General features: G+C 64.0%; 23 protein-coding genes. 14 read left to right on the top strand and 9 right to left on the bottom strand.

Annotated elements, in window-relative coordinates; all coding sequences use genetic code 11:
* Positions 1-227 precede the first annotated feature (227 nt).
* From NGR_RS27545 to NGR_RS27535, 3 genes are all read right to left on the bottom strand, one after another.
* A complete protein-coding gene (locus tag NGR_RS27545) occupies positions 228-989 on the bottom strand; it encodes an amino acid ABC transporter ATP-binding protein (RefSeq protein WP_012709763.1) in 762 nt (253 codons plus the stop codon).
* Positions 986-1,666: an amino acid ABC transporter permease gene (locus NGR_RS27540; protein ID WP_164924534.1), complete on the bottom strand. Its 681-nt coding sequence runs from the start codon at positions 1,664-1,666 to the stop codon at positions 986-988. The genes NGR_RS27545 and NGR_RS27540 overlap by 4 nt, the downstream gene beginning before the upstream one ends.
* Before the next feature lie 298 nt (positions 1,667-1,964).
* On the bottom strand, positions 1,965-2,738 hold the full coding sequence (locus tag NGR_RS27535; protein WP_164924533.1) for an amino acid ABC transporter substrate-binding protein: 774 nt from the start codon (positions 2,736-2,738) through the stop codon (positions 1,965-1,967).
* A gap of 252 nt (positions 2,739-2,990) precedes the next feature.
* On the opposite strand from NGR_RS27535, the gene NGR_RS27530 reads away from it, so the two are divergent.
* From NGR_RS27530 to ispG, 4 genes are all read left to right on the top strand, one after another.
* A complete protein-coding gene (locus tag NGR_RS27530; RefSeq protein ID WP_012709760.1) occupies positions 2,991-3,785 on the top strand; it encodes a DeoR/GlpR family DNA-binding transcription regulator in 795 nt (264 codons plus the stop codon).
* Complete coding sequence (locus NGR_RS27525; RefSeq protein ID WP_012709759.1) at positions 3,782-4,168, top strand: glyoxalase/bleomycin resistance/extradiol dioxygenase family protein; 387 nt, start codon at positions 3,782-3,784, stop codon at positions 4,166-4,168. Before NGR_RS27530 ends, NGR_RS27525 begins: the two co-directional genes overlap by 4 nt.
* A gap of 28 nt (positions 4,169-4,196) precedes the next feature.
* Complete coding sequence (locus NGR_RS27520; protein ID WP_164924532.1) at positions 4,197-5,393, top strand: MFS transporter; 1,197 nt, start codon at positions 4,197-4,199, stop codon at positions 5,391-5,393.
* Positions 5,394-5,836: 443 nt separating this feature from the next.
* Positions 5,837-7,090 carry a flavodoxin-dependent (E)-4-hydroxy-3-methylbut-2-enyl-diphosphate synthase gene (gene ispG / locus NGR_RS27515; RefSeq protein ID WP_012709757.1) on the top strand — a complete coding sequence of 418 codons (1,254 nt, stop codon included), beginning with the start codon at positions 5,837-5,839 and terminating at the stop codon, positions 7,088-7,090.
* A gap of 250 nt (positions 7,091-7,340) precedes the next feature.
* On the opposite strand, the gene hisC is transcribed toward ispG, so the two are convergent.
* Complete coding sequence (gene hisC / locus NGR_RS27510) at positions 7,341-8,396, bottom strand: histidinol-phosphate transaminase (protein ID WP_012709756.1); 1,056 nt, start codon at positions 8,394-8,396, stop codon at positions 7,341-7,343.
* A gap of 4 nt (positions 8,397-8,400) precedes the next feature.
* Entirely contained in the window at positions 8,401-9,315 is a 915-nt protein-coding gene (locus NGR_RS27505) for a polyprenyl synthetase family protein (RefSeq protein ID WP_164924531.1), read from the bottom strand.
* Positions 9,316-9,500: 185 nt separating this feature from the next.
* Between NGR_RS27505 and mtgA the strand changes: the two genes are divergently transcribed.
* The 3 genes from mtgA to rpmF all read left to right on the top strand — a co-directional run bounded on the left by mtgA (position 9,501) and on the right by rpmF (position 11,357).
* Complete coding sequence (gene mtgA / locus NGR_RS27500; RefSeq protein ID WP_164924530.1) at positions 9,501-10,274, top strand: monofunctional biosynthetic peptidoglycan transglycosylase; 774 nt, start codon at positions 9,501-9,503, stop codon at positions 10,272-10,274.
* Between the two features lie 73 nt (positions 10,275-10,347).
* Positions 10,348-10,995, top strand: a complete 648-nt coding sequence (locus NGR_RS27495; protein WP_012709753.1) for a glutathione S-transferase family protein — start codon at positions 10,348-10,350, stop codon at positions 10,993-10,995.
* 176 nt (positions 10,996-11,171) lie between these two features.
* Positions 11,172-11,357 carry a 50S ribosomal protein L32 gene (gene rpmF, locus NGR_RS27490; protein ID WP_003543812.1) on the top strand — a complete coding sequence of 62 codons (186 nt, stop codon included), beginning with the start codon at positions 11,172-11,174 and terminating at the stop codon, positions 11,355-11,357.
* Between the two features lie 265 nt (positions 11,358-11,622).
* Here rpmF and phaR read toward each other — a convergent pair whose 3' ends face one another.
* Together phaR and NGR_RS27480 are read right to left on the bottom strand one after the other, a co-directional pair.
* Complete coding sequence (gene phaR / locus NGR_RS27485; protein ID WP_012709752.1) at positions 11,623-12,201, bottom strand: polyhydroxyalkanoate synthesis repressor PhaR; 579 nt, start codon at positions 12,199-12,201, stop codon at positions 11,623-11,625.
* Positions 12,201-12,428, bottom strand: coding sequence for a hypothetical protein (locus NGR_RS27480; protein WP_164924529.1), 228 nt, complete (start codon positions 12,426-12,428; stop codon positions 12,201-12,203). The genes phaR and NGR_RS27480 overlap by 1 nt, the downstream gene beginning before the upstream one ends.
* Between NGR_RS27480 and NGR_RS27475 the strand changes: the two genes are divergently transcribed.
* The 7 genes from NGR_RS27475 (at position 12,427) to NGR_RS27445 (ending at position 21,637) form a co-directional block, all read left to right on the top strand.
* Positions 12,427-13,608 carry an acetyl-CoA C-acetyltransferase gene (locus NGR_RS27475; RefSeq protein ID WP_012709751.1) on the top strand — a complete coding sequence of 394 codons (1,182 nt, stop codon included), beginning with the start codon at positions 12,427-12,429 and terminating at the stop codon, positions 13,606-13,608. The two genes, NGR_RS27480 and NGR_RS27475, sit on opposite strands and share 2 nt — an antisense overlap.
* Before the next feature lie 109 nt (positions 13,609-13,717).
* Positions 13,718-14,443 (top strand): beta-ketoacyl-ACP reductase, encoded by a 726-nt coding sequence (locus NGR_RS27470; protein WP_012709750.1) that lies wholly within the window; start codon positions 13,718-13,720, stop codon positions 14,441-14,443.
* Between the two features lie 734 nt (positions 14,444-15,177).
* Complete coding sequence (locus NGR_RS27465) at positions 15,178-18,183, top strand: helicase-related protein (protein ID WP_164924687.1); 3,006 nt, start codon at positions 15,178-15,180, stop codon at positions 18,181-18,183.
* A 7-nt stretch (positions 18,184-18,190) separates the two neighbouring features.
* Positions 18,191-18,601, top strand: a complete 411-nt coding sequence (locus NGR_RS27460; RefSeq protein ID WP_012709748.1) for an RNA-binding S4 domain-containing protein — start codon at positions 18,191-18,193, stop codon at positions 18,599-18,601.
* Positions 18,602-18,972: 371 nt separating this feature from the next.
* Positions 18,973-19,311, top strand: a complete 339-nt coding sequence (gene fdxA, locus NGR_RS27455) for a ferredoxin FdxA (RefSeq protein WP_012709747.1) — start codon at positions 18,973-18,975, stop codon at positions 19,309-19,311.
* 407 nt (positions 19,312-19,718) lie between these two features.
* Positions 19,719-20,288: a CarD family transcriptional regulator gene (locus NGR_RS27450; RefSeq protein WP_012709746.1), complete on the top strand. Its 570-nt coding sequence runs from the start codon at positions 19,719-19,721 to the stop codon at positions 20,286-20,288.
* Positions 20,289-20,770: 482 nt separating this feature from the next.
* A complete protein-coding gene (locus NGR_RS27445; protein ID WP_012709745.1) occupies positions 20,771-21,637 on the top strand; it encodes an RNA polymerase factor sigma-32 in 867 nt (288 codons plus the stop codon).
* A 24-nt stretch (positions 21,638-21,661) separates the two neighbouring features.
* On the opposite strand, the gene ampC is transcribed toward NGR_RS27445, so the two are convergent.
* Both ampC and NGR_RS27435 read right to left on the bottom strand, forming a co-directional pair.
* Positions 21,662-22,834 (bottom strand): class C beta-lactamase, encoded by a 1,173-nt coding sequence (ampC, locus tag NGR_RS27440; protein ID WP_012709744.1) that lies wholly within the window; start codon positions 22,832-22,834, stop codon positions 21,662-21,664.
* A 171-nt stretch (positions 22,835-23,005) separates the two neighbouring features.
* On the bottom strand, positions 23,006-24,517 hold the full coding sequence (locus tag NGR_RS27435; protein WP_012709743.1) for a M48 family metalloprotease: 1,512 nt from the start codon (positions 24,515-24,517) through the stop codon (positions 23,006-23,008).
* Positions 24,518-24,729 lie beyond the last annotated feature (212 nt).

Here is a 24,729-nt window from a genome sequence, read left to right as displayed (position 1 = left end):
CCGCATTGTCATCCTCGGGCTTGACCCGAGGATCCATTCACGAGCCCAGTGAAGTTCGAGAGACGGTGGCCCCAATCGAAGCGTGCTCTGCAGACGGAATGCTTGCACGTGGATCCTCGGGTCAAGCCCTGGGTCAAGCCCGACGATGACGGCGGAGAGGGAAAAGTGCCGATCCACAATGTGCGTCGCAGTGCGATTTGAAATCTGCCCGCTGCCCGAACGTTCCCTCAAATATCGTAACTCATCGGCGCACTCAGCGAGGCAATGAACCGCTTCGTTCGCTCCCGCTCCGGCGTTGAAAAAATCCTGCGTGGCGGGCCGCTTTCGACCACGACGCCGGCGTCGAGGAAAATCACGTGGTCGGCGACGCGCGAGGCGAGGCGGAGGTCGTGGGTGGCCATGATCATCGTCGTGCCTTCGCGGGCGAGACGGCTGAGGACCTCGACCACTTCTTCCGCCAGCTCCGGATCGAGGGCCGAGGTCGGTTCGTCGCACAGCAGCACGCGCGGCGAGGGGGCGAGCGCGCGGGCGATCGCGACGCGCTGCTGTTGGCCGCCCGAAAGCGTCGACGGCCAGGCGTCGGCCTTGTGCGCCATGCCGACCTTTTCCAGAAGCTGGAGCGCTCGGGCGCGGGCCCGGTCGGCCGGCCATTTGAGGACGGTCGTGAGGCCTTCCATGACATTGCCGAGCGCGGTCTGGTGGGGAAAGAGCTGAAAATTCTGGAACACCATGCCGGTCTGGCGGCGCAGCTTTTGGATCGCCCTCCAGCCGACCGTGCGGTCCGGGGCGAATTCCAGCCGCTCGTCGCCGAGGCGGATCGTGCCGCTGGTCGGTACTTCCAGAAGATTGACGCAGCGCAGCAGCGTGCTCTTGCCGCCGCCGGACGGGCCGACGAGGGCCGTCACGGTGCCTTCCGCCAGGCTGACGCTGATGTCGTTCAGGACCGTGTTGGTGCCGAAGCGCTTGACGATATGCGTGAGCTCGATCATGCGCGCGCCTCCAGGAAGCCGCCATAGCGGGCGAAGCGTTTCTCCAGCCTCACCTGCAGCGCCGAAAGCACCGAGCTCATGGCAAGATAGATCAGCGCCGCCTCGATGTAGAGGATCAGCGGCTCGTAGGTGGTGGCGACGATGCGCTGCGCCGTCTGGAAGAGCTCCGGCACGGTGATCGCCGCGGCCAGCGAGGTATCCTTGACGAGCGAGATGAAGGTGTTCGACAGCGGCGGCACGGCGACCCGGGTCGCCTGCGGCAGGATCGTGCGTCGCATGACCTGGCTCCAACTCATCCCGATCGAATAGGCCGCTTCCCATTGGCCGCGCGGCACGGACGAGATCGTGGCGCGGATGATTTCGGATGTATAGGCGCCGATGTTCAGCGTGAAGCCGATCAGCGCCGCGGGGAATGCATCGAGCAATATGTTCATGCTCGGCAGGCCATAGAAAATGACGAAGAGCTGAACGAGGAGCGGCGTTCCGCGGATCACCCAGACATAGAAGCGCGCTACGGCGACGAAGGGAGCCGGCGCGAAGAGACGGACGAGTGCCGTGACAAGTCCCAGCGAAAGACCGAGAACGAAGGAAAGCAGGGTCAGCGGAACAGTGAAGATCAGCCCGGCCCAGAGCAGGGTCGGCAGCGATTCCGCCATGAGGTTGAGCCAGTTTGGCAAGGGACAGCCTTTCAAAACGCGCGGATCCGCTCCGGAGAGGAGCGGATCGTAGTTCATGGAGCGGGATGGGGAAAGCGGTGAGCTGGAAGTCCGTCCGCCGGCCGCGGGTGATGTGAAGAATTGCCCCTCACCCTAGCCCTCTCCCCGCTTGCGGGGAGAGGGGACGAGGATGTCGCGATGCGTGACTTCGTCCAAAGCGCCCGCGTGGGGTGAGACGTTGCCGCTTGTCCCTTCGCCCCGCTTGCGGGGAGAAGGTGCCGGCGGGCGGATGAGGGGCCGAAGCGGCGTCTTCCGAACGCTATTTCGAGACGTCGGCGCCGAAATATTTTTGCGAGATCTTCTCATAGGTGCCGTCGGCCTTGATTTCGGCCAGCGCCTTGTTGATCGCCGCCAGCAGTTCCGGCTCGTCCTTTCGCAGGATGATGCCGGAATAATCCGCGTCAGGCTTTTCGGCAGCGATCCTCACGTTGGCGTTCGGCTTCTGCTTCTTGAAATCGAGGAAGGAGAGGCTGTCGTTGATCGTCGCATCGGCGCGGCCGGTCAGGACGAGCTGGATCGACTGGTCGAAGCCGTCGGTGCCGACGAGCTCGGCGCCGGAGGCTTCGGCAAGCTTGCCGAAATTGCTGGTCAGCGACTGGGCGGACTTCTTGCCTTTCAAGTCGGCGAAGTCCTTGATCTCCTCGTTGTCGCCCTTGACGATCAGCACCGCCTTGGAGGCGATATAGGGCTCGGAGAAATCATATTTCTTCTTGCGTTCCTCGGTGATGCCGACCTGGTTGATGACGGTGTCGTAGCGGTTGGCGTCGAGGCCGGCGATCAGGCCGTCCCACTTGCCTTCCAAGAACTCGGCCTTGACGCCGAGGCGCTTGGCGACTGCCTCACCGATCTCCACGTCGAAGCCGACGAGCGCGCCGTTGGCGTCGTGATAGGTGAAGGGCGCGTAGGTGCCCTCGGTGCCGATCTTCAGCACGCCGGCCGATTTGACCTCATCAAGGTTCGATCCGGCCTCGGCCGGCGCGAAGGCGGCCAGTTGCACGAGGGCGGCAGCGAAAAGTGTCGGAAGGAGCTTCATATCTTTTTTCCATCTCTCTGTTCTCCGGCCCGTCATCCGGATTGCGGCGAGACTCGCACAAATTCCGAACCACCTGAGCGCATAAAAGACCAATTCTCGGCTGTTTCGATAGAATATTTTCTCAATCAAACCACGCTCCATCGGGACGGCCGCCATAGAAACCGCCCAACCGGCTTGCCTGTTCCGGACGATCGAAGGTTGAAATCGCAAGACGGGAGTGATATGCACGATTTTATCTGATCATGCACGTTTATGACGGTTTCTAAAGTGTCGACCGACCTGCTGCTCCGCGAAAGAAAATCCCTCATTCAGGACCGCCTGAGGACCGATGGCCGCGTTCTCGCCGCCGACCTGGCGCGCGAACTCAACGTTTCCGAGGACACGATCCGGCGGGACCTGCGCGAAATGGCAGCGGCGGGCCTCTGCGAGCGCGTCTATGGCGGCGCCCTGCCGATCGCTCCGGATTCGGGCTCGCTCAGCGAGCGGGCCGCACTTGCCCCGGAACGGAAGGCGGCGCTGGCACTGGCGTCGGTCGGCTTCATTCAACGCGACATGACGGTGTTTCTGGATGCGGGCTCGACCAATCTGGCGATTGCCCGGGCGATAGGCCCGGATCTGTCGGCAACGATCGTCACCAATACACCGCTGATCGCCGCTGCCTTGATGGAAAAGCCGGGCCTTGATCTCATCCTGATCGGCGGAACGCTCGACCGCACCGTCGGCGCGGCGGTCGGCGCCAGGGCGCAGCGCGATGCGGAACTGCTGAGGCCCGATCTCTGCATTCTCGGCACTTGCGGTGCCGACGCCGAAGCGGGGCTGACGGCCTCTCACTTCGAGGACGCGGAGTTCAAGCGGTTGATCGCCTCGCGGAGCCGCTCCGTGCTCGCCGCCGTCACCAGCGACAAGCTCGGCACCGCCGCTCCGCACGCCGTGATCGACATCGCTGCCGGTTCGACGCTCGTCCTCGAGGCGAGTGCGCCGGAGGCTCAGATCGCCGCATTCACCGCGCAAGGCGCGCGCGTAGTCGTTGCGAGGGAACAAGGATGAGCATCGCCCATGTCGCGCTCTGGACCAGGGATCTTGAGCGAATGGCGGACTTCTGGGTCGAATTCCTTGGCGCCGAAGCTGGCTCGATCTATGAAAGCCGGCGTCGGCCCGGTTTCCGCTCGCGCTTCCTGACCGTTGGTGCCGGGCCATCGATCGAGGTCATGGAGGGGCCGTGGCTGGAGCCGCATGACGACGTGAGGGTGGAGCGCGCCGGCTACGCGCACATCGCCCTTTCGCTCGGCGGCGGCAAGGCCGTGGACGAGATGGCGGCGCGGGCCGACCGGCAGGGCCTGCTCCTATCGGGAGCCCGGTGGACGGGGGACGGTTTCTACGAAGCCGTGATCCGCGATCCCGACGGCAACCTCATCGAAATCACCATTTGAGCCGGAACCGGCAATCAGGAAGATCAAAATGGACCAGCGCACAGAGACCGGCCCGACGGCCGCAACCCGGCAGGGCTATATGTCCAGGAACAGGTTCGCCGTCTCGCTCCTGTTCCTGATGAACGGTTTCGTCACCGGCAGCTGGGCGCCGAAAATCCCGGAATTCAAGGACCGGCTCGGAATCGGCGAGAGCGTGCTCGGCCTGTTGATCCTGGTGTTCGGTATCGGATCGCTGGTGCTGATGCCGATCGCCGGCGGCTATATTGCCCGCATCGGCTCGCAGAAGGTCGCCAAGGTGACGGCGATCATCCTCTCGCCCCTGCTTCTGCTCCTGACGCTGGTGCCTGATGTCTGGACGGCGGCGATCGGCATGTTCCTGCTCGGCGGCTTCGTCGGCGCCATGGACGTGGCGATGAATGCCAATGCCGTCGAGGTCGAGAAATCGATGCGCCGCGCCATCATGTCCTCCTGCCACGCCTATTGGAGCCTCGGCGGGCTGATCGGTGCCGGCATCGGCGGCTTCCTGATGGCCCGCGTCGGCGTGCTGCCGCATGCGATCCTGGTCACCGGCCTCTGCGCCGCGATCCTTGCGGTTGCCTGGCCGTTGATCCTCGCCGATGAGCCGCACCCGGCCGCCGCCAAAGAGAAACTGCGCCTGCCGATGACGCCGCTGCCCTGGCTGATCGGCCTGATGGCGCTGTTCTCGATGGTGCCGGAAGGGGCGGTGCTCGACTGGGGTGCGCTCTATCTGCGCAACGAACTCGGCGCCTCGGTCGAGCTTTCGGGATTCGGCTTCGCCGCCTTCTCGGCCACCATGGCGACGATGCGTTTTGCCGGCGATCATGTCCGCGATCGCTTCGGTGCCACGAAGACGCTGCGGATCTGCACGGTCACGGCGCTTGTCGGCCTTGTCGCCGCAGGGCTCGCGCCGAGCGCGTCGCTCGCGATCCTCGGCTTTGCCGTGGCCGGCATCGGTATTTCGAACATGGTGCCGATCGCCTTTTCGGCGGCCGGCAACATGCCGGGCCTGCAGCCGGGGATCGGCCTCGCGGTTGCGACGACGATGGGCTATTCCGGTATGCTGTTCGCGCCGTCGCTGATCGGCTTCATTGCCGAGCATAGCGGCTTCGCGGTGATCTTTGCCTCCATCCCCGTTCTCTTCATAGTCGTGCTTCTCCTGTCGCACCACGCCGTCCATGCGGATCATGGGAATGGGCATTCCTAGAGCGGAGTGCGCTCACATATGATCGCGCCGCCGCTCTAACCATTTGGTTTTGCTGCATTTGTGCGACGTCAGGTGATTCCGCCTGACTGCAATGCTCTACATTGGCACGATGCGCCGCGGAGGCGATTGCCCCTCATCCGGCCTGCCGGCCACCTTCTCCCCGCAGGCGGGGCGAAGGGGACTCGCAGCATGCGTCTCGACTCCCGCTGGCGCCTGCGTGAGAGGGGACTTCAACGGTGCGGCAAGTCCCTCCTCCCCGTGAGAACGGGGAGAAGGTGCCGGCAGGCGGATGGGGGGCCATCGCGCGCTCGACACCTACCCTGCCATCAATTCGCCGTCAGCACATGATGTTGCCGTTGACAAGCACGCTTTCCTTCGCCACCTGAAAGGCGAATGCTTGGGACGAGGATCCGTCCCGCAAATGGGACTACGAAGAGGCCTTCATGTCGTCTGCCTTCGATTTCGAGCCAATGCCGCGCCGCGCCTCGGTGGCCGTCGATGTCGGCGGCGTCATCGTCGGCGGTGCCGCGCCGGTCGTCGTCCAGTCGATGACGAACACGGACACGGCCGACATCGACGCGACGGTTGCGCAGGTGGCGGCGCTCCACAAGGCGGGTTCCGAGCTGGTGCGCATCACCGTCGACCGTGACGAAAGTGCCGCCGCCGTGCCGAAGATCCGCGAGCGGCTGCTGCGGCTCGGCATGGACGTGCCGCTCGTCGGCGACTTCCATTATATCGGCCACAAGCTCCTGGCCGATCACCCGGCCTGCGCCGAGGCGCTGGCGAAGTACCGCATCAATCCAGGCAATGTCGGCTTCAAGGACAAGAAGGACAAGCAGTTCGCCGAGATCATCGAGATGGCGATCCGCTATGACAAGCCGGTGCGCATCGGGGTGAACTGGGGCTCGCTCGACCAGGAACTGCTGACGCGGCTGATGGACGAGAACCAGGCCGCGGGCTCGCCCTTGACAGCGCAACAGGTGACGCGCGAGACGATCGTGCAGTCGGCGCTTCTCTCGGCGGAGCTCGCCGAAGAACTCGGCCTGCCGCGCAACCGCATCATCCTTTCCGCCAAGGTCTCCGGCGTCCAGGACCTGATCGCCGTCTACGCGATGCTTGCCGCCCGCTCCGACCATGCGCTGCATCTCGGCCTGACCGAGGCCGGCATGGGCACGAAGGGTATCGTTGCCTCCTCGGCTTCGCTCGGCATCCTGATGCAGCAGGGCATCGGCGATACGATCCGCATCTCGCTGACGCCGGAGCCCGGCGGCGACCGCACCCGCGAGGTGCAGGTGGCGCAGGAGCTCCTGCAGGTCATGGGCTTCCGCCAGTTCATTCCGGTGGTTGCCGCCTGTCCCGGCTGCGGCCGCACCACCTCCACGGTCTTCCAGGAGCTTGCCCAGAAGATCCAGGAGGATATCCGCACCAGCATGCCGGTCTGGCGCGAGAAATATCCGGGCGTCGAGGCGCTGAAAGTCGCCGTCATGGGCTGCATCGTCAACGGCCCGGGCGAGAGCAAGCATGCCGATATCGGCATTTCGCTGCCCGGTACCGGCGAGACGCCGGCGGCACCGGTGTTCATCGACGGCCAGAAGGCGATGACCCTGCGCGGCCCGAAGATCGCCGAGGAGTTCCAGCTTCTCGTCGCCGACTATATCGAAAAGCGCTTCGGCCACGGCCAGGCGGCGGCCGAATAACGCTTCGCGTCAACCAGTTACCCGGTCCGAATCGCCCCTCATCCGGCCTGCCGGCCACCTTCTCCCCGCAAGCGGGGCGAAGGGGACGCGCGGCGGCGTCGCCGATCCGAGCCTAAGATACCGTGAGCGGAAAAGGTATGCCGCGCCGTCCAAGTCCCCTCTCCCCGCGCGCGTCCCGCGCGCGGGGAGAGGGTCAGGGTGAGGGGCCAGACATGCCGTTCTTCTTTTCACCCCGTCGCCGGCCCCCGCTTCAAAGAATCTCGTCGAGTGCTGCAACCAGCCTTTTGCATTCCTCGTCGGTGCCGATGGTGATGCGCAGGAAATCGGAAATCCGCGGCTTGGCGAAATGGCGGACGATCACCGCGCGCTCCCGCAACTTGGCCGCGAGCGTCTGTCCGGCATGGCTTGGATGACGGGCAAAGACGAAATTCGCCTGCGACGGCAGGACCTCGAAGCCGCGCTTTTCCAGCTCGCTCGTCAACCCCGCACGCGTCGCGATGATCTTGCCGCGCGTCGCCTCGAACCATGTGTCGTCCTGGATCGCGGCGGTCGCGCCGGCCTGGGCGGCGCGACCGAGCGGGTAGGAGTTGAAGCTGTCCTTGACCCGTTCCAGCGCCTCGATCAGCACCCGCTGGCCGATCGCGAAGCCGACGCGCAGGCCCGCCAGCGCGCGTGACTTGGAGAAGGTCTGGACGACCAGCAGGTTGGCGTATTTCGGGACGAGCGCAATCGCCGATTCACCGCCGAAGTCGACATAGGCCTCGTCGATCACCACCGGCTGGTCGGGATGCTCGGCGACCAGCCTCTCGATCTCGGCGAGCGGCAGGCCGATGCCGGTCGGCGCATTGGGATTGGGCAGGATGATCGCGCCTGAGGCGCGGCGGTAGTCGGCGATATCGATGCGGAAGGCCGCATCGAGCGGCACTTCGATCGCCTCGATGTCGAACAGGCCGGCATAGGTCGGATAGAAGCTGTAGGAAATATCCGGATAGAGCAGCGGCGCGTCGTGGTTCAGCAGCGCGGCGAAGGCATGGGCCAGCACCTCGTCGGAACCGTTGCCGACGAAGACTTCGCCGGCCGAGATGCCGTATCGTGCGGCGATCGCCTCCCTCAGGCCGAGCGCGACCGGGTCCGGATAGAGCCGCAGATCGGCGTTTGCCGCCGCCCGGATGGCTTCGAGCGCCTGTTCGGAGGGTCCGTAGGGGCTTTCATTGGTGTTGAGCTTGACGAGATTCGCGATACGCGGCTGTTCGCCCGGAACATAGGGTTTCAGCGTGGATACGATCGGCGACCAGAATTTGCTCATGAACTCAGTTCCTGCGATTGGCAACGAAGCGGGCGGCTTCGACAAGAATGGCCGAACGGGCGCCGTAGGGCCGAAGCAGCTCTTTGGCCTCGGTCACCAGGCCTTCGAGCTGGCGCTCGGCCCAGGCCTGGCCATGGAGGCCGACGAGGGTGCCTTTGCCGCGGGCGGCATCCTTGCCGGTCGCCTTGCCCATCGCCTCGGCATCGGCGGTGAGGTCGAGAAGGTCGTCGGCAAGCTGGAAGGCAAGGCCGATCTTCTCGCCGAAGGCGCGCAGCCGTCGGCGGTCCTCGAGGCCCGCGTCGGCGATGATCGCCCCTGCCTCGCAGGCGAAGCGGATGAGGGCGCCGGTCTTCATCGCCTGCAGCGTGACGATCGCCGCCTCGTCGGGCGCGGTCTTCTCGGCCGCGAGGTCGAGCGCCTGGCCGCCTGCCATGCCGCCAAGACCGGCGGCGCGGGCCAGTGCCAGCACGAGCGCCGTCTTCTGGCCATCGGAGAGCGGCGTTTCCGGCGCGGCGACAATGTCGAAGGCGAAGGTCAGCAGGCTGTCGCCGGCGAGAATGGCGGTCGCTTCGTCGAAGGCGATATGCACGGTCGGCTGGCCGCGCCTCAGGTCGTCGTCGTCCATCGCCGGCAGGTCGTCATGGACGAGCGAATAGCAATGCACGCATTCGAGCGCCGCGCCGATCCGGAGCGCCGCATCGGCGCTGCCGCCGAGCAGGGCGGTGCTTTCGGCGACGAGGAAGGGGCGCAGTCGCTTGCCGCCGTTGAGCACGCCATGGCGCATGGCATCGAGGAGCTGAGCCGGCCGGGCGATTTCGTCCGCTTGGGCGGAAGGCCCGAGGAGGTTCGAAAGCAGGCTCTCCACCGCCAGCGCCGCGGCCTTGAGGCGTTCCGGAAAAAATGGTGTCTCGTCTTGCATGAGAGGCTCTTTGGCACGGGGGAGAGCGGCTTTCAACGGACTTTCGCGTCTGAGGCCGCGCGTTTTGTACGGGATGAGCGCACAGGCGCCTTGTCTTTTCCAAGAAAGGCCGTTCAACTTTCGCGATCCGTGAAATAAGAGTGGGGCCATGACATAAGAGTGGGCCATGAAATAAGAGTGGGGGCATGGACAGAGGGGTGGACAGTCAGGCCGTGGACATCGTTCCGCACGAACGTGAGGAGGGCGAGTTGCCCGCCGGCCGCTGGTCCGCGCTGCGCCGCACCTGGCGAACACGGCGCCGGCGTTTCATTCTCGCGGCGCTTTCCATTCTCCTGCTCCCCTATCTGCTGATCTTCGTCTATCTCACCGGCTTCATCCATCCGGTCTCGACATTGATGCTGCGCGACCTCGTGCTGCTGCGCGGCTACGACCGGCAATGGGTGGAGTTCGACGACATCGCCCCGGTCCTCGTCCAGTCGGTGATGATGTCCGAGGACGGCCAGTTCTGCGCTCATAACGGAGTCGATTGGGGCCAGATGCGCGGCGTCGTCGAGGACGCCCTGGACGGCGAACAGACGCGCGGCGCAAGCACCATCCCGATGCAGACGGTCAAGAACCTCTATCTCTGGAACGGGCGCTCCTTCATTCGCAAGGGCATGGAACTGCCGCTTGCCGTCGTCGCCGATCTCGTCTGGAGCAAGCGGCGGATGATGGAAATCTACCTGAACGTCGCCGAGTGGGGCGACGGCATCTACGGCATCGAGGCCGCCGCGCGGCATCATTTCGGGGTTTCCGCCGCGAAGCTCTCGCGCCGCCAGGCCGCGCTGCTTGCCGTGGCGCTCCCCAACCCGATCGATCGCAATGCCGGCAAGCCGGGGCGGGGCCTCAGGCGCCTTGCCTCGGTGATCGAGCGCCGCGCCAGCCGGTCCGGCGGCTACATCACATGTCTTTATGATTGAGATGAAGGCAATTCATTGGTGTTGTCGCCGGTGATGTGGCAATCCTCTGGCCAATCAGCGCAATGGGGGATCTATGGCCAAGCTCGTTCTTTATGTCGGCAACAAGAATTATTCGTCCTGGTCGCTTAGGCCATGGCTGGCGCTCGAAGGCTGCGGCATCCCGTTCGAAGACGTCGTCATCCCCTTCGACTTTCCGGCGGGCAATCCGCGTTTTCGCGAGATTTCGCCGACGGGTCGCGTGCCGGTGCTCCACCACGGAGAAATCCGCGTCTGGGAATCGCTGGCCATCATCGAATATGTCGCGGAGCTTTTTCCGGATGCCGGTATCTGGCCCGAGAACCGCGAGGACCGGGCCCGGGCGCGCAGCTATTCGATGGAGATGCTTGCCGGCTTCCGGGCGCTGCGCGGCGCCTGCCCGATGAACATCCGCCGGCCGGTGAAGGCGATTGCCCTTCCCGACGGCGTGATGGACGATGTCGCGCGGATCGAAACGATCTGGCGCGAGGCGATCGCCCGCTCCGGCGGACCGTTCCTCTTCGGCCGCTTCACCGCCGCCGACGCGATGTTCGCCCCGGTCGTCAACCGCCTGGAGGTCTACGAATTGACGACCGATCCGGGGACGCTCGCCTATATGGAGGCGGTCAAGGCGCATCCGGCCTTCCGCAAATGGGAGGAAGCCGCAAGGGCGGAACCGTGGATCGTGCCGGAGGACGAGGCCTGAGGTTCTCAAGGAGTGCCGGCGGTTGCGCCTGCTGGCCGATTCGAAAATTTGCGCGCAGGGACTGGTCAAACCGTGGTCGGGCATGTATAAGCGCGCGAAATTCCGAGATCGACATCTGTTTGACCCGGCCATTTTCGGCTGCTGAACAGTGTTTTGCCCGATAAGTGGAGAATGAAATGGCTGTACCCAAAAGAAAAACGAGCCCGTCCAAGCGTGGCATGCGCCGTTCCGCTGACGCCCTCAAGGCTCCGACCTACGTCGAAGACAAGAACTCCGGCGAACTGCGCCGCCCGCACCACATCGACCTGAAGACCGGCATGTACCGCGGCCGTCAGGTCCTGACGCCGAAGGAAAGCGCATAAGCGCTCTTCGTGTGCGGAGGAAATGAGAAGGGTCGGCTCTGCCGGCCCTTTTTTATTGGAGTGATAGGATTACGGCTGCTGGCGTGAGCGACTGCCCCTCATCCGGCCTGCCGGCCACCTTCTCCCCGCTAGCGGGGCGAAGGGGAATCGTGGCGGCCGCGCAAGTCCCCTCTCCCCGCTTGCGGGGAGAGGGCTAGTCCTCGGGTTAAACCCGAGGAGAGGGGCATTTGCCGTAAGATCGCGATCACGAGATTCGCCGGGACTCTCAGCCCAAATTGTCGAGCTTCGTCTGCAAGGCGCGCAGCTGCTCCTTGAGCTCGTCGATGTCCTTCGCCTCCGCCTTCTTGGTCTCCTTGGCCGGAGGAGCGGCCATGAAGGGCGAGAACATCTGCATGGCCTGATGAAACATTTCGGTGTTGCGCCGGACCTGCTCCTCGACCAGTTGCAAGGGCACCTGCAGGTTCTTGCCGAGCGGCGAGTCGCCGAAGGCCTTGTTGATCTGTTCGCGCATCTGCGACTGCTGCTCGGTGAAGGCCTGCATCGAATGTTCAAGATAGCTCGGCACGACCATCTGCATCTGGTCGCCGTAGAAGGAGATGAGCTGGCGCAGGAAGGAAATCGGCAGGAGCGTGTTGCCGGTTTTTGATTCCTGTTCGAAGATGATCTGCGTCAGGACCGAATGCGTGATGTCTTCGCCCGACTTGGCATCCTGCACGATGAAGTCCTCGCCCCTCTTCACCATCACGGCCAGATCGTCGAGGGTCACATAGGTGCTCGTGCCGGTATTGTAGAGCCGCCGGTTAGCGTATTTTTTGATAACGATCTGGCCTTCATTCTTCGCCATCAGGGTCTCCTCTTACCCATCGTCCCGTCTTTATTGTGTTTTTTAAGAGTATCCGCAAAAGAGCACCGCTGACAATCTCTTTGTGCGTTGCGGCGACGCAGGTGCAAAACGTGATGAACGGCGCGCCCGTGAAGCTTTTGTTGCAGGGCATCAAAGGCGTTTGACTTGCGCTCTTGGCTTTGCCAGTCTGCTTCTCCAGGCAAAGGAAACAAGAGGAAACGTCCCATGAGCAATCCCTCCATCGTGATCGCCAGCGCCGCTCGCACCGCAGTCGGGTCCTTCAACGGCGCCTTCGGCAACACTCCCGCTCATGAACTGGGTGCAACGGTCATCAAGGCGGTCCTCGAACGGGCCGGTGTCGATGCGGCAGAGGTCGACGAGGTGATCCTCGGCCAGGTGCTTCCGGCCGGCGAAGGGCAGAACCCGGCCCGCCAGGCGGCGATCAAGGCCGGCGTCCCGCAGGAAAAGACCGCCTGGGGCATGAACCAGCTCTGCGGCTCGGGCTTGCGCGCCGTCGCCCTCGGCATGCAGCAGATCGCCACCGGCGATGCGAGCATCATCGTCGCCGGCGGCATGGAGTCGATGTCGATGGCGCCGCATTGCGCCCATCTGCGCGGCGGCGTGAAGATGGGCGACTACAAGATGATCGACACGATGATCAAGGACGGCCTGACCGACGCCTTCTACGGCTACCACATGGGCACCACCGCCGAGAACGTGGCGCGCAAGTGGCAGCTGACCCGCGAGGAGCAGGACGAATTCGCGCTCCGCTCGCAGAACAAGGCCGAGGCGGCGCAGAAGGCCGGCCGCTTCGCCGACGAGATCGTCCCCTTCATCGTCAAGACGCGCAAGGGCGACGTCACCGTCGATCAGGACGAATATATCCGCCACGGCGCCACGCTCGAGTCGATTGCCAAGCTCAGGCCGGCCTTCGACAAGGAAGGAACGGTGACCGCCGGCAATGCCTCCGGGCTCAATGACGGCGCCGCCGCGACGCTGCTGATGACCGAGGCCGAGGCTGCCAAACGCGGCATCCAGCCGCTCGCCCGCATCGTCTCCTGGGCGACGGCCGGCGTCGACCCGCAGATCATGGGCACCGGCCCGATTCCCGCCTCCCGCAAGGCGCTCGAGAAGGCCGGCTGGCCGATCGGCGACGTCGAACTCGTCGAGGCCAACGAAGCCTTCGCGGCGCAGGCCTGCGCGGTCAACAAGGATCTCGGCTGGGATCCGTCGATCGTCAACGTCAACGGCGGCGCGATCGCCATCGGCCATCCGATCGGCGCTTCCGGTGCCCGCGTCCTCAACACGCTGCTCTTCGAGATGAAGCGGCGCGGCGTTTCCAAGGGCCTTGCAACCTTGTGCATCGGCGGCGGCATGGGCGTCGCCATGTGCGTCGAGCGCCTGTAACCGGCCAGCGGCATGCAAGGGCTACCCGCCCTATCAAACGAGAGCACGGCCCGGACCTCCGGGCCGTGGAAGGACAGTTTTGGCAGACTTAACCCAATGGGAGGCGAACATGAGCAGGGTAGCATTGGTTACGGGTGGGTCCCGCGGTATCGGCGCTGCAATTTCCGTCGCGCTGAAGGCGGCCGGCTACAAGGTGGCCGCGAACTATGCCGGCAATGACGAGAAGGCTCAGGCCTTCAAGCAGGAAACCGGCATCCCGGTCTACAAATGGGATGTCTCCAGCTATCAGGCCTGCGTCGACGGCATCGCCAAGGTCGAGGCGGATCTCGGGCCGGTCGACATTCTCGTCAACAATGCCGGCATCACCCGTGATGCGATGTTCCACAAGATGACGCCGGAACAGTGGGGCGAGGTCATCAACACCAACCTCACCGGCCTCTTCAACATGACGCATCCGGTCTGGTCGGGCATGCGCGACCGCGGCTTCGGCCGCGTCATCAACATCTCGTCGATCAACGGCCAGAAGGGCCAGATGGGCCAGGCGAACTATTCGGCCGCCAAGGCCGGCGATCTCGGCTTCACCAAGGCGCTGGCCCAGGAAGGCGCGGCAAAGGGCGTCACCGTCAATGCGATATGCCCCGGCTATATCGGCACGGAGATGGTGCGGGCGGTGCCGGAAAAGGTCTTGAACGAAAGGATCATCCCGCAGATCCCCGTCGGCCGCCTCGGCGAGCCGGAGGAAATCGCCCGCTGCGTCGTGTTCCTGGCCTCGGATGAATCCGGCTTCATCACCGGTTCGACGATCTCGGCGAATGGCGGGCAGTATTTCGCCTGACATTTTCGATCGTCGGTTGTTGCGCGGCGCTCTTCGGGGCGCCGCTTTTCATTTTTGCGCCGTCGAAATCCCTGCATCAACGAAGCACGTGACCACTATATGTTGTAGCGGGCAGAGGCAGGGACTACGCACTCCGCGAGTCCGAGCGGAGTCGCCTCAACTCGGCCGCGCCTGCGATGTGGCGATTCGTATTCCCGGAATCGGAGTGCCGAAAAACGAATCTTGGTCAAAATTTTCCAGCTATTCCAGACTCTTGGATTCGGAATCCTTTGAGCTGATTCCGTCGTCGGCGGCCCTAATGTGCCGCCTCGTTCATGGTGCGACGCCTGGGGCGACGGAAGATTCAGCATATGGTGCGAGTCCAGTCGTTGAAATCTATATATAGTCGTGAACATACAGTGAATCGGCGCGAGTCAGCGATTCGTCTCCGATTCGTTCCACCACTGTTCCACGTGTCAATTTTTGCAGATGAAAAGAGCCCCAAGATATGGCCGGCGGCAGCCTGATGCTTTTAATTGCTCGCGCCCCCTTGCGCTCGGGCCTCCGGGTGGGCATCTGTTGCCCGCCGGAGTGCGTCAGCGCTTGGCTCCTATCGCATGTTCCATCCTTAAATCGGCGCCGATTTAAGGATAGAACATGCAGCAATCAGAAGTGCTTCAGCGACCTTTGTGCGTCTGAAAGACGCGCGGCGCTGTAGAGACTGCCCGGGATCGATGACCTTGTCCTTCCAATCCATGATCCTGAGCGGCCGCGGCGTGACCGCGGTGCTCGGACCCACCAATACCGGCAAGACGCATTACGCCATCGAGCGCATGGTCGCGCATGACAGCGGCGTCATCGGGCTGCCGCTTCGATTGCTTGCCCGCGAGGTCTATACGCGTCTCGTCGAGAAGGTCGGACACCACAACGTCGCGCTGATCACCGGCGAGGAGAAAATCGCCCCGCATCGGGCCCGCTACTCGGTCTGCACGGTGGAAGCGATGCCGCGCGAGACGACGGCTTCCTTCGTGGCGATCGACGAGGTGCAGCTCGCCGGCGATCTGGAGCGCGGCCATATCTTCACCGACAGGCTCCTGCATCTGCGCGGCAGGGGAGAGACGCTGCTGCTTGGTGCCGCGACCATGCGGCCGATCCTCGAGCACCTCTTGCCCGGTATAACGGTGGTCGAACGGCCGCGCATGTCGCAGCTTCTCTATGCGGGCTCGAAGAAGATCACCCGGCTGCCGCATCGCTCGGCGATCGTCGCCTTCTCGGCCGACGAGGTCTATGCCATCGCCGAGCTGATCCGGCGGCAGCGCGGCGGCGCCGCGGTGGTGCTCGGCGCTCTCTCGCCGCGCACCCGCAATGCCCAGGTGGCGCTCTACCAGGAAGGCGACGTCGACTATCTGGTGGCGACCGACGCGATCGGCATGGGGCTCAACCTCGACGTCGATCACGTCGCCTTCGCGCAGGACCGCAAGTTCGACGGCTACCAGTACCGCAATCTCAATCCGGCTGAGCTTGCCCAGGTCGCCGGCCGCGCCGGCCGTCATGTCCGTGACGGCACATTCGGCGTCACCGGTCGCGTCGATCCCTTCGAGGACGAATTGGTGCAGCGGATCGAGTCGCATGAGTTCGATCCGGTCCGGGTGTTGCAATGGCGCTCCAAGGCGGTCGACTATTCCTCCCTGAAGGCGCTGAAGCACAGCCTCGAGGCGGCACCGGCGGTGTCCGGCCTGACGCGCGCCCTTCCGGCCGTCGACCAGCAGGCACTGGAGCACCTGGCCCGATATCCGGAGGTCGTGGACGTGGCCACGACTTCGGAACGCGTCGAGAAGCTCTGGGAAGCCTGCGCGCTGCCCGACTACCGTCGCATCGCGCCGGCGCAGCACGCCGACCTGATTGCGAGCATCTATGCCGATCTCGTTCGCCATGGCACTGTCAACGAGGACTTCATGGCCGAGCAGGTCCGCCGCGCCGACCATACGGATGGCGAGATTGACACACTTTCGGCGCGAATCGCGCAGATCAGGACCTGGACCTATGTGTCCAACCGGCCCGGGTGGCTTGCCGATCCGACACACTGGCAAGAAAAGACGCGGGAAATCGAAGATCGATTGTCCGACGCGTTACATGAAAGGTTGACGAAACGCTTCGTTGACCGCAGGACATCTGTGCTCATGAAGCGCCTGAGAGAGAATGCGATGCTGGAAGCAGAAATCAGTGTGAATGGTGATGTCTTCGTCGAAGGGCACCACGTGGGTCAGCTAACCGGTTTCCGGTTCACGCTTGTCGCCGGCAGCGAGGGAACGGACGCAAAGGCCGTTCAGGGCGCTGCCCAGAAGGCGCTTGCGCTGGAATTCGAGGCGCGCGCCGCCCGTCTGCATGCGGCCGGCAACAACGACCTGGCGCTTTCGTCGGACGGTCTCGTGCGCTGGCTCGGCGATCCGGTGGCGCGGCTTGCGGCCAGCGACCACGTCATGCGGCCCCGCGTCATCCTGCTTGCCGACGAGCAGCTCACGGCCAATGCCCGCGACCATGTCGTGGCGCGGATCGAGCGCTACGTGAACCATCACATCAGCACGGTGCTGAAGCCGCTCGACGATATTTCGCGCGCCGAGGATCTTGAGGGGCTGGCCAAGGGGCTGGCCTTCCAGATCGTCGAGAATCTCGGCGTGCTCTTCCGGCGCGACGTCGCCGAAGAGGTGAAGTCGCTCGACCAGGAAAGCCGGGCGTCGATCCGCAAGTATGGCGTTCGTTTCGGCGCCTACCACATCTTCCTGCCGGCCCTCCTGAAGCCGGCCCCGGCCGAACTGATCACGCTTCTCTGGGCGCTGAAGAACGACGGCCTGGACAAGCCCGGCTACGGCGAACTGATCCCGATTCTTGCCGCCGGCCGGACTTCGGTCGTCACCGACCCGTCCTTCGAGCGGACCTTCTACAAGCTCGCCGGATTTCGCTATCTCGGCAAGCGGGCGGTCAGGATCGACATCCTGGAGCGTCTCGCGGACCTGATCCGCCCGCTCCTCCAATGGAAGCCCGGCACGACGCAGCGGCCCGAGGGTGCCTATGACGGCCGTCGCTTCACGGCGACGACGTCGATGCTGTCGATCCTCGGCGCGACGCCGGATGATATGGAGGAGATCCTGAAGGGTCTCGGCTATCGCGCCGACAGCGTGACCGCGGAGGAGGCGGCAGCCTTCCTTGCGAAGCAGGACGGCACGCCGGCAGAGGCGAGCGCAGCGCCGGAAGCGGCGACCGAGCACGTCGAGGCGGATGCAGATGACGCAGCGGAGCCATCCGATGCGGATGCGGCACCGGCGGAAACGGCGTCGACACAAGCCGAACTGGCAGAAGCTGCTCCGACGGAAGCGGCGCCGGCTGAGGCTGGCGGCGAGGAAGCTCCCGCAGCCGCGCAGCCGGAAGAGCCAGCCGAGCCGAAGCCGGTGCTCCTGTGGCGTCCCGGCACCCGCCAGGACAACCAGCGCGGCGGACGCCATCAGCAGGGCGACCAGCGCCGTGGCGGTCAGCGGCACGGCCAGGGGGAAGCCCGGGAGGGCGGCCGCAAGGGCGGTGCCCCGGGGCGCGCCAAGCCTCAGGATGGCAAGCCGGGCGGCCAGCGCAAGGAGCGTCAGGACCGACACGAGCGCCACGACCGGGCCGTCAAGTTCGACAATCGCCCGCCGCGCAAGGAGAAGCCGATCGATCCGGATTCGCCCTTCGCGAAGCTCGCCGCGCTCAAGGAGCAACTGAAGAAGTAGGCGGACCATGGAGAAACAGCCACCGTCCCCGCCCGCGGCACGCCAGCGGCTCGACAAGTGGCTGTTCTTCGCCCGGCTGATCAAGTCGCGTTCGCTCGCCCAGAAGGCGATCGAGGCGGGCCATGTGGCCGTCAACGGAGCGCGGGCGACGCAGTCGTCCGCAACAGTCAAGGCGGGTGACACGCTGGAGCTTTCGCTCGAGCGCCGCGACCTCGTCGTACGGGTGCTGCTGCCCGGAACCCGGCGCGGCCCCTTTGAAGAGGCGCGGCTGCTTTACGAGGACCTGACGCCGGAAGCACCCGCCGAGCGTCTCACGCGCTTCGAACAGGCGACGCGCGAGCGCGGCGCAGGACGGCCGACGAAGCGGGAGCGGCGCGACACCGAGCGCCTCAAGCCCGGCTTCGAGGACGACAAGTAGGCCTTGTCCGGTGTCGGAAACCGGGTTTTGGATGCTTCGATCCGATAGCGTGGCCAGGCTGGAAAACTCTGCCCTTTTCGGGGCAAATTGCGCGTGGATTATTCTTGCAAAGGCCGCCCAAAGCCTTTACGTCACAAGCCAGTTTGCAGCGCCGTGCGCATGTTCAGGCGCACAAAGGTCGCTGCAAGAATTGAACTGCTGCATGGTCTCATCCGTAAATCGGTGCCCTGTCTAAGGAACCATGCAGAAGGTGGCGTTCGTGGTTTGCTTCGGGCAGCTATGCGCGCCGGGCATTCCTAGCATGCGCGGCCGATCGAGCATCACCGCGATTTGCCGTCTGCCGTCAAATGTGAGCTTGGCTGGAGTACCTCATGACGTATGTCGTGACCGACAATTGCATTCGCTGCAAGTACACGGACTGTGTGGAAGTCTGCCCGGTGGATTGCTTCTACGAAGGCGAGAATTTCCTCGTCATCCATCCGGATGAGTGCATCGATTGTGGCGTGTGCGAGCCGGAATGTCCTGCCGGCGCGATCAAGCCGGATACCGAGCCGGGTCTCGATATGTGGTTGAAATTGAACGCTGATTTTGCGACCCAGTGGCCGAACATCACCGTCAAGCGGGACCCTCTGCCGGAGGCCAAGGAGATGGACGGGGTCGAAGGGAAATACGAGCAGTATTTCTCCGAGAAACCCGGCCAGGGCGACTGAAGCCTCGGCCGCCCGGTTCGTGGCGGCTGACGCACGACAGAAAAAGCGCGAGGCTGGAAATCTGGGGAAATCCCGCCGGTGCCTCGCAGGTGCGAGCATGGTGGCTTGATCGTTGCCATGCAGCAAATTATTGATTTCCGCTCTTTTTTGTGCTACGTTCCACACACTGATCCACAGAGGGTGCCTTTGCGCGCCCGAAAACCAGCACGAAAGCAAATCGATTTCCACGGCGCGGCACTTTCAAAATAGGCAACGTTCCGTTGCTCGTGACTGCGACGCAGGATGCCATTTGCATTTCGTTGGACGGACCAGGATTGACCCCATCCGGCGGTATCCCCGTCTATCCGGGCCTCACGACCCGGCCCGGCCGATTGAGGCCGGTGCGCACTAGGGAGTGTTTGAAACGAATGACGACCCAGCAGAAAAAATCTTCAACGCGCCAAGGCTTCAAGACCGGTGAATCGATCGTCTATCCGGCTCATGGCGTTGGTCAGATCGTGGCGATTGAGGAGCAGGAAGTCGCCGGCATGAAGCTCGAGCTTTTTGTCATCGATTTCGACAAGGACAAGATGCGTCTCAAAGTGCCGGTGGCCAAGGCCGTCAGCATCGGCATGCGCAAACTGTCCGAAACCGATTTCGTCGATCGCGCATTGAAGGTTGTGCAGGGCAAGGCACGCGTGAAGCGGACCATGTGGTCGCGGCGCGCCCAGGAATACGATGCCAAGATCAACTCCGGCGATCTCATTTCCATCGCGGAAGTGGTGCGCGACCTCTATCGTGCCGAAAATCAGCCGGAACAGTCCTATTCCGAGCGCCAGCTCTATGAAGCCGCTCTCGACCGCATGGCGCGCGAAATCGCTGCCGTGAACAAGATGTCGGAAACGGAAGCCGTGCGCCTCGTCGAAGCCAATCTGAACAAGGGGCCGAAGCGCGGCAAGGCCATCGAAGAAGACGATACGCAGGACGAAGCCGCCTAAGGCCGGCTGCCGGCCCGCTCGACGCGGGCGAGGCCCATGCTCCGCATTTGAAGAAGGCCCGGTGTTGACGCCGGGCCTTTTTTCGTGCCTTGCGCGGTGTAGCTCTGTGCGTCTTCTCAGGCGTACCAAGGGTCGCTGGAGCGCTTGGGATTGCTGCATGCTTCTGTCGTTGCGGGTTCCCTGCCGCGAGCAGGTCTGGAGCCGGTGGCATCGCACGCGGCATGCAATCTAAAATCGTCATCACCGAAGGGAACTTTTCGACCCTGCGCACGTTTCGCGTTCACGGGGGCGGGCTTGCGCCTGTTTTCCCGCGCGATCTTGGTGCTGTGAGTCCTCACCGTCTCAGGTTCGTATTCTTCGATTTAGGGCACTGCCTGAATTCGTCAAGCAGCGCCGGCCGCCCTTCAACCGATCGCTGCGACACGCGTTCGGCTCTTCAAGATCAACAGTGTGGCGTTCAGCGCCAGCCAGGGAGCAGATCGATGAAGACCCTCACAGCAGACAGGCGTTTGATCAAGATCGCAATGGATGCCCCCTATCTCGAGCGCGACGAGGAGCATGCGCTGGCCGAGGCCTGGCGGAACGACCACGACCAGGAAGCCCGCAACAAGATCGCCATGTCGCATATGCGGCTGGTGATCGCCATGGCGGCCAAGTTCCGCAGCTTCGGCCTGCCGATGGGCGATCTCGTCCAGGAGGGTCATATCGGGCTGCTGGAAGCGGCGGCACGTTTCGAGCCGAGCCGCGAGGTCCGTTTCTCGACCTATGCGACGTGGTGGATCCGTGCATCGATGCAGGACTTCGTGCTGCGCAACTGGTCGATCGTGCGGGGCGGTACGAGTTCGGCCCAAAAGGCGCTGTTCTTCAATTTGCGCCGGTTGCGGGCGCGGCTCGCCCAGGGCGACCGGCAGCTTACATCGCTTGCCATGCATCAGGAAATCGCCGCCGCTCTCGGCGTCAGCCTCGCCGATGTGCAGACGATGGATGCCCGCCTTTCCGGCAACGATGCGTCGTTGCAGGCGCCGGTCGGCCACGGCGATTCCGACGGCGGTGCGCGCCTCGATTTTCTGCCGAGCGATGCGCCGCTTCCCGACGAGCAGGTGAGCGACATGATCGACGGCGAGCGGGCGCGCCGCTGGCTGCAGGTCGCCCTGACGCAGCTCACCGAGCGGGAGATGAAGATCATACGGGCGCGCCGCCTGTCGGAGGACGGCGCCACCCTCGAGGAGCTCGGCCTGGCGCTGGGCATCTCGAAGGAACGGGTTCGGCAGATCGAAACGCGGGCGCTCGAGAAGCTCAGAACGGCACTGGCGTCGAGGGCGCCGGCATTGACCGCCGCCATGCATTGAATCGACCACTCCCTTTCCGACGCATTACGGGGCGCGTTGCAGCTCGGCCAGGATCTGGTGGGCGGCCTTTACGCGGGCCGGGATGGGATAGTTCCGGTTGGCGAGGATGACGACGCCAATCTTCTCGGCCGGAACAAAAGCGGCGTAGGCCCCGAACCCGCTCGTCGAGCCGGTCTTATTGATCAGCACATCGTCCCGGGGCGGCAGCGGCGGATCAAGTCTTGTCACCCTGTTCGGCTTGAAGCTCACCTCGGGCGAATTTCCCTCCAGCAATTGTTTGAGATCGACCGGATAGGGATACATCTCCCAGCCGAGCCCCTGCGTCATGTCGCCGACCTTGAAGTAGCCCGTATGCGTTGCGGCGATGGCGCGTTGGAGCGTGTCCTCCAACTCCGCGCCGTCCATGTTTGCTTCGACAAACCCGATCAAATCGGACGCGGTCGTCTTCACGCCATAGGCCTCCGAGTCGAGGACGCCGGGACTCACCCGGACCGGTTTGCCGGCTTTCGAGTAGCCATGGGCGTAGTCGCCCATGCGTTCTTCGGGAACGCTGATATGGGTCCGTGTCAGGCCAAGTTCCGGGAACAGCGTCTTCTCCATCAGCTCGTCGAACGGCTCCCCCATGCTCTTGGCGGCGAGGTAGCCGAACAGGCCGATGCTGGGGTTCGAATAGAGCCGATGGGTGCCCGCGGCGTAGCCTGGCTGCCAGCCCTTGAAATAGGCGACCATCGTTTCCTGATCGGTGACCGAAGCCGGAAACTGCAAGGGCAGGCCGCCGGCCGTATAGGTTGCGAGTTCGAGAAGGCTGATCCTGTCGAAACTGCTCCCGACAAGTGCGGGAAGATGCTGGCTGGCCTTGTCGGAAAGAGACAGGGTTTCACGCGCTTCAGCATAGGCTGCGAGCGTCGCCGTGAAGGTCTTGCTGATCGATCCGATCTCGAAAAGCGTCTCATCGCCGACCTTCCGGCCGCTCTCCTTCGAGGCGACGCCATAGTTGAAGACGTATCTTTTCCCCTCGATCGTGACAGCGACAGCCATGCCGGGGACGTCGTATTCCTTCATGAGCGGGCGGATCGCCTCGTCAACGACGCTTTCGAAATGTCCTCGGCTATCGCTGGCGAGCGCCTCTGTGCCATGGCCGATGAAAAGGCAGACGGCTGCGAAAACTCCAAGCTTCCGAAGGCGAATATATCTCATGCTTGATCCCCGTCGAATGGCCGCGTCTGCGGGTTGCATGCTTCTTCCAATCGAAGGCCGATTCAAGGAAAGAATGCAGCGATTCGAAGGCTACAACGACCGTTGCGCGTCTGATAAGACGCGTGGCGCGACAAAACGGACCGAGGTATGCCCGATCCGGGACCCGGTCGTCTATTCGGAGATGATCTTCACCTTGTCGCCCGGCTTGACGGTGGAGGTGACCTGCATCGCGTTGATGAGCCGGAAGAGGTCAAGCTTGCGGTCCGTTCCCATCATGCGTGCCGCCAGGGTGGCGCTGGTGTCGCCCGGCCGCACCGTGACCACGCGGATGCGCAGCGGCTTCAAGGCCTGGACCTCGGTCGGCGACATGCGGCGGAAGGAACTGCGCAGCTGGGTGGCCGTCGCTTCGAGCGCTGTCGAACCCTTCGGAACGGCGGTCAGGAATCGGTAGATGCGCTCGCCGATGCGGATGACGGTGACATCGAAATCCCAGCGATCGGCAGAGGCCCGCGCCGTCGCGGCTTCGAGGCCGTTGACGGCAACCGGCCGAATTGTGTCCGGCTGCAGGCCGGTCACCCAGCCGCTGGCGATGTAGTCGGTCAGGCTGCGGCGGCCATTGTCGGCGACACCGTCGAAGCGGATGGCGACTTCACCCGGGCCCGTGGCGAGCACGGCTTCGGCCTTGTTGTCGATCTGGAAGCCTTGAGGCACGTCGAAGCGTATGCCGAGCTGGCCGTGCAGGAAGGTCTGCCCGCGGACATAGCCTTCCTGCGGGCTGTCGCCATAGAGCAGCCCGTCGATGCCGGCGAGATAATAGTCACGGCCGCGGTCGCCGCTCGTTCCTTCCGGACCGAAGGCGCGGGCGTGGCGGCGCGCCAGCTCGACGCGCTGCGGCGCGTTCGGGTGGCTCGACAGGAAGTCGAGACTCTGGTCCGCTTCGGGATCGACCGCCGTAAAGCGGCTATAGGCAGCCATCGAATCCAGGAAGCGTGCGGCGGCATAGGGATCGTAGCCGGCTTCGCCGAGCATTCGGACGCCGATGACGTCGGCCTGCAGTTCCTGGTTGCGCGAAAAGGCGGCCAGTCGCAGCTTGCCGCGGGCGAGCGCCTGCTTGCCGGCAAGGTTGGACGACAGCACTTCGGAGACCACGCGGCTGGCGATCACCTCGGCTTCCTCGCGCTGTTGGCGCTGGATGCCGTGATTGGCGGTGACATGCGCCATTTCGTGCGACAGCACGGCGGCCACTTCCGAGGCGTCGTTGGCCAGCGCCAGCAGGCCGCGCGTGACGTAGAGATAGCCGCCCGGCAGCGCAAAGGCGTTGATCGCCGGGGAATTCAGGATGGTGATGCGGTAGGACTGCTGCGGGTTTTCCGAGACCGCCGTCAGCGCGCCGGTGATGCGGGCAACGAGCCGTTCCGTCCTGGCGTCCTTGTACTCGCCGCCGTAGCTCGCGACGATGCGCGGATGCTCGCGCGCGCCGAGCTGGGCGCGCGGATCGTTCTTCTGCACCTCCTCGACGATCTGCGGATTGGACGAGGGCGAGACGGCGGGCTCGTAGGTCTGCTCGATGATCGACTGGCAGGCGGACAGAAGACTCAACGAAGACAGCGCAACCACAGCGCGCGCCGCGATGCCGCCCCGCCGCGTCGGAAACCAGCCTTTCGTGACTGTCTGCCTTGCCATTCCTCAGCCCGTTCCATCCGCCGATGCGCCCTGCGCAAACAGTCGCCAGCGTAGAAAAATCCTACTTTTTCAGCCGCATAAGGTCTCCGGCGCAGGTTTTTCAGCCATAACCCTGCTGTATCGATTTAAGCGCCGCCTGCCTAGCTGATCCCAGTAGAAATAGTTGCCCCGTGGTATCACAGCAACGGATGCGCGAGTAACGCGCCACCCGG

This window comes from Sinorhizobium fredii NGR234 (assembly GCF_000018545.1).
Lineage (GTDB): Bacteria > Pseudomonadota > Alphaproteobacteria > Rhizobiales > Rhizobiaceae > Sinorhizobium > Sinorhizobium fredii_A.
Note: the sequence above shows the minus strand (reverse complement) of the source record. Positions and strands in the feature narration are given on the sequence as shown.